The organism is Macrococcoides caseolyticum (assembly GCF_002902665.1).
Taxonomy (GTDB): Bacteria; Bacillota; Bacilli; order Staphylococcales; family Staphylococcaceae; genus Macrococcoides; species Macrococcoides caseolyticum.
On record NZ_PPRM01000092.1, the window covers coordinates 1 to 4098 of the forward strand.

General features: G+C 32.6%; 4 protein-coding genes. All 4 read right to left on the minus strand.

Annotated elements, in window-relative coordinates; translation table 11 throughout:
* Window positions 1-186: 186 nt before the first annotated feature.
* Window positions 187-687: a hypothetical protein gene (locus CD152_RS10300; RefSeq protein WP_232237435.1), complete on the minus strand. Its 501-nt coding sequence runs from the start codon at window positions 685-687 to the stop codon at window positions 187-189.
* Window positions 688-962: 275 nt separating this feature from the next.
* Entirely contained in the window at window positions 963-1934 is a 972-nt protein-coding gene (locus CD152_RS10305; protein WP_086037805.1) for a FecCD family ABC transporter permease, read from the minus strand.
* Complete coding sequence (locus CD152_RS10310) at window positions 1931-2917, minus strand: FecCD family ABC transporter permease (protein ID WP_086037806.1); 987 nt, start codon at window positions 2915-2917, stop codon at window positions 1931-1933. Before CD152_RS10310 ends, CD152_RS10305 begins: the two co-directional genes overlap by 4 nt.
* A gap of 68 nt (window positions 2918-2985) precedes the next feature.
* On the minus strand, window positions 2986-3924 hold the full coding sequence (locus CD152_RS10315; protein WP_086037807.1) for an ABC transporter substrate-binding protein: 939 nt from the start codon (window positions 3922-3924) through the stop codon (window positions 2986-2988).
* Window positions 3925-4098 lie beyond the last annotated feature (174 nt).

Sequence of the window (4098 nt, forward strand, 5' to 3'; positions counted from 1 at the left end):
CTAGGCTACTTATCCCCTATAGAATATAGGAAATTAGCAGCCTAGAAAATAGTGTTTTTATTGAGCTCCCTTAGTAAGGGTGCAGTGCCATACTTTGTCTTGAGTCTTTTTTATTTGATTCTTTTTTGTTACAATTTCGCCTGCCATTATTCTGTCCAAACGTTCTCGTTAGGTAAACCTTTGAATTCACTTATGCCAAGTAATCTTATCTACTAATGCTTTGATTGTCGTTGGATTAGAATGATAAGCATTAATATATGCTTTCACCATTGTTGCATCGTGCAAGTGTGTTGTGTAATTCAGAGAAGCAAAGACTGTTGGTACTTCACAAACAAACCATGGAATTTCATTGCTCATGGCTGTAGACCACTGAATACGATAATTATTTTGTGCTACATAACCAACGATATTTGCAATGACAATTGCAGCATCAACTTCTTTTCTATAATCTAACGTTCTTCCTTTTACGCGTGTTGAACCATCATTTAAAGTTACTTCAAACCCTCGTAATTCAAATTCGCTAATGATATTCTCAGTCACTTTACTATCTGATTGATAAATACCGTCTTTTTCGCTATTTTCAATCATATAAAGACGAATACGTTTATGTTTTTCAGATGTTATCGGTAGTTCGTCTAACGTATTTTTAACAAGCGTAATACCTAAATCAGCCGCTTCTTTCTGCATCTCTAAATGTTCTTCTTTGTCTAGCCATAATAAAATCGCCTACTTTCTTAATTTAACAATACATCCCCTCAGGAAAGTTGTCCAATTAAGTGTAGACGATTCAATTACCACTTTAATACCTAATGGATCATTTGAGTCACTAGGTATTTTTGACATCCTATTACTCAAATATTAACTATAGTTATTATTGTGTGATTAATCATATTCCTATCTCTTTTGATATTTACAATTAAATATACCAATTAGATTTCTGGCTGGCTCTCAAATATATATTACTACACAATTTTAGATTTTTTTAATAAATATAAGAAATAAGGTGCACCTATAATGGCTGTTACAACACCTGCAGGAATTTCGAGTGGAGGAAACAGCCCTTTACCTATTGCGTCTGCTACTAATAGGAATATTGAACCTATTAAAGCTGACAATGGTAACAATTTAATGGCTTTTGGTCCTGCTAGTAGCCTTGCTATATTAGGTGCAATTAACCCTATAAAGCCAATTGTTCCTGTTACTGACACAACAGAACCAACACAAATTGCTGCCATTACAAGATATACATTTCTAATGAGCGATACTTTTTCCCCTAAACTGACAGCAGATTCATCACCTAAACTTAATATGTCAATTTTACGAGCAAATAAGAAAATAAGCGGCAACATCACAACTCCTGGTATAAAGAACCATAAGTCATCATAATTACGTCCCCATACACTTCCTGACAACCACAATAATGTCGTATTAATATTGTCTGGATATCTGATCATAAAATATTGAAGACCTGCCTGACATATCGCACTTAAAGCAACACCTATTAATGCTATTGTGTATGTACTTGCTTGGATCAATTTGCCTATAAGCATAATGAGCATGATGAGTACAACCGCTCCAATAAATGAAGCAATACCTAAGAAATAAAATGGAAGTGCTGGTAACAATAATGTTTGCGCAACCGCAAACAATCCTGCACCTTTTGTGACACCAATAATATCTGGCGATGCTAAAGGATTTCTCAGTATGCTTTGGACAATTGCTCCAGATACACCTAATAAACACCCACCTATTAACGAAAGAATCATTCTTGGCAATCTATAATTATAAATGACAAAATCATAATCATCTGAAAAACCAATAAATGTAGATATAATCTTTGATATACCTATAAACTGAGAACCAACTTGTAGATTAATGAATAATGCGACCAATAGTACGAGTGAAACGATCATATATTTCCATTTAAGTTTCATCCTTTTTGAACACTCCTTCCATTTTTACATAAGTAAAGGAAGAATGGACCGCCTATTAAAGCTGTTACAATCCCAACGGGCGATTCATAAGGATATGCAATAATATGTGATAACGCATCTGAATATACGAGTAATACCGCACCAATCAGTGCCGTTAATATAATATGCCTTTCATAACCGCCTCTAATCAACCTCTTAGATATATGAGGTGCAATTAATCCCACAAAACCAATTGGCCCTGCAACAGATACTGATGAACCTGCTAAAATAATAACCATTAAACCAAATATAATATAAATCCTTTTCTTATAAATACCTAATCCTGTAGCTAAATCATCACCAAGTGAAATAACTGTTAAATGTCTCGCTAACATAATGGTGATAATCGTACCGATTACAAACCATGGTAATAAGACTTCCACACTATCCCAATCTTTACCGTTTAACGAACCTGTTAACCAATATAGAATATCTGTGGCATTTTCATTCATTAGTATCAATACTTCAGTGACCGAAGATAGTAACAAATGAATGGCCATACCCGCTAAGGCTAAACGAACTTGATTATTCTCGTGTCCATAAATAAAGGTATAAACAATCACGCCACCTAAAATCGCACCAATAAAGCCAATATACGCACTTTGGTTACCATTATAATCAGGAAAGAAAACCAATGCCGCCACTAGCACTAATGAAGCACCAGCATTAATACCAAATGTTTGAGGTGAAGCAAGTGCATTCCTCGTAATACCTTGCATGATTGCACCTGCTAACGCTAAACTCACGCCAACCATAATCGCAATTAATACTCTTGGTAGTCTTACCGTTCTAATAATTAATGTATCTTTCGAGTGATCATTATGTAATAAAGCATGAAATATCGTTTTAAAACTCATAATTGATGAAGCAAAGCTTAAATTTATAAAAATCCCTAAAATTAAAATTATGACTGTTACTATAATGATTACTGTTTCTTTTTTCATAATATCACCAACTCAACTCAGAAATAAAATAATGAACGGACAATTATGTACGTTCATTGTTCAAGTATTTATTTCTTTTTGTTATATTTTTGTAGATCTTTTATGATATATTCATTGGCATTGATACCTCTGAATCTCGTCCAGAAGTCTCTATCTACTTGATATATTTGACCTTTTCTATATGCTTTAAGATCTTTCCAAATCGCTTTTTCTTTCCAATCATCTGTTATTGGATTCTTTTTATCAGTTGTAAAAATGATTTTATCCGGATTAATTTTAGATAAATTTTCTAAATTAACATCTTCATATGCATTTTTAGATTCTACAGCATTATCTAATCCCAATTTCGTTAATAGCTGGCCAGCATAAGAAGTAGATGTATGAGCTTGAAAAGCATCTTCTCTCGCAACTGCAATCAATACTTTTTCACCTTTGTTTTCTTTAGTAGTTACTTTATCTTTAGCTTTTTTAATTTTTGCATCTTGATCTTCAAGTAATTGTTTAGCTTTATCTTCTTTACCTAAAGCTTTACCAATTGTTTTAAATGAACCATTCACATCATCATAGCTGGCTTCTCTACTTTTCAATACAAGTGTTGGTGCAATTTTCTTCAAGTCTTCACTTATACCTTTATGACGTTGAACATCCGCTATAATCAAATCTGGTTTAAGTGAGCTGATAGATTCTAAGTTTGGTTGTTTACGCGTACCAACTGACGTATATTTCACATCTTCACCATATAATTTTTTAATAATTTCTTTCTTATTATCGTCCGCAATACCAACTGGTGTATTGCCAAGATTTTTAACTGCGTCTGCAAAAGAATACTCTAATACGATAATGTTTTTAGGATTCTTATTAACTTTTTGAATACCTAATTCATCTTTTATTTCTATCGTTTCAGATTTCTTAGCACCTGCTTCACTACCTTTATTATTGCCACACGCTGCTAGAAACATTGCTGAAACAACTAATACCGCCATAAAAATTCTTGAATATTTATTCATGATGCCCTCCTATTAATTGATAACTATTATCAATTATAAATTACTCATAAAATGATGTCTATAATTAATTAAAAATTTTTACAATTAATAACATATACATATTAATTTCTTTAAATAATTATAAAAAACATTAAGGTTGTTATTAAATTCATCTACTATGGCAGATGAGCTTCG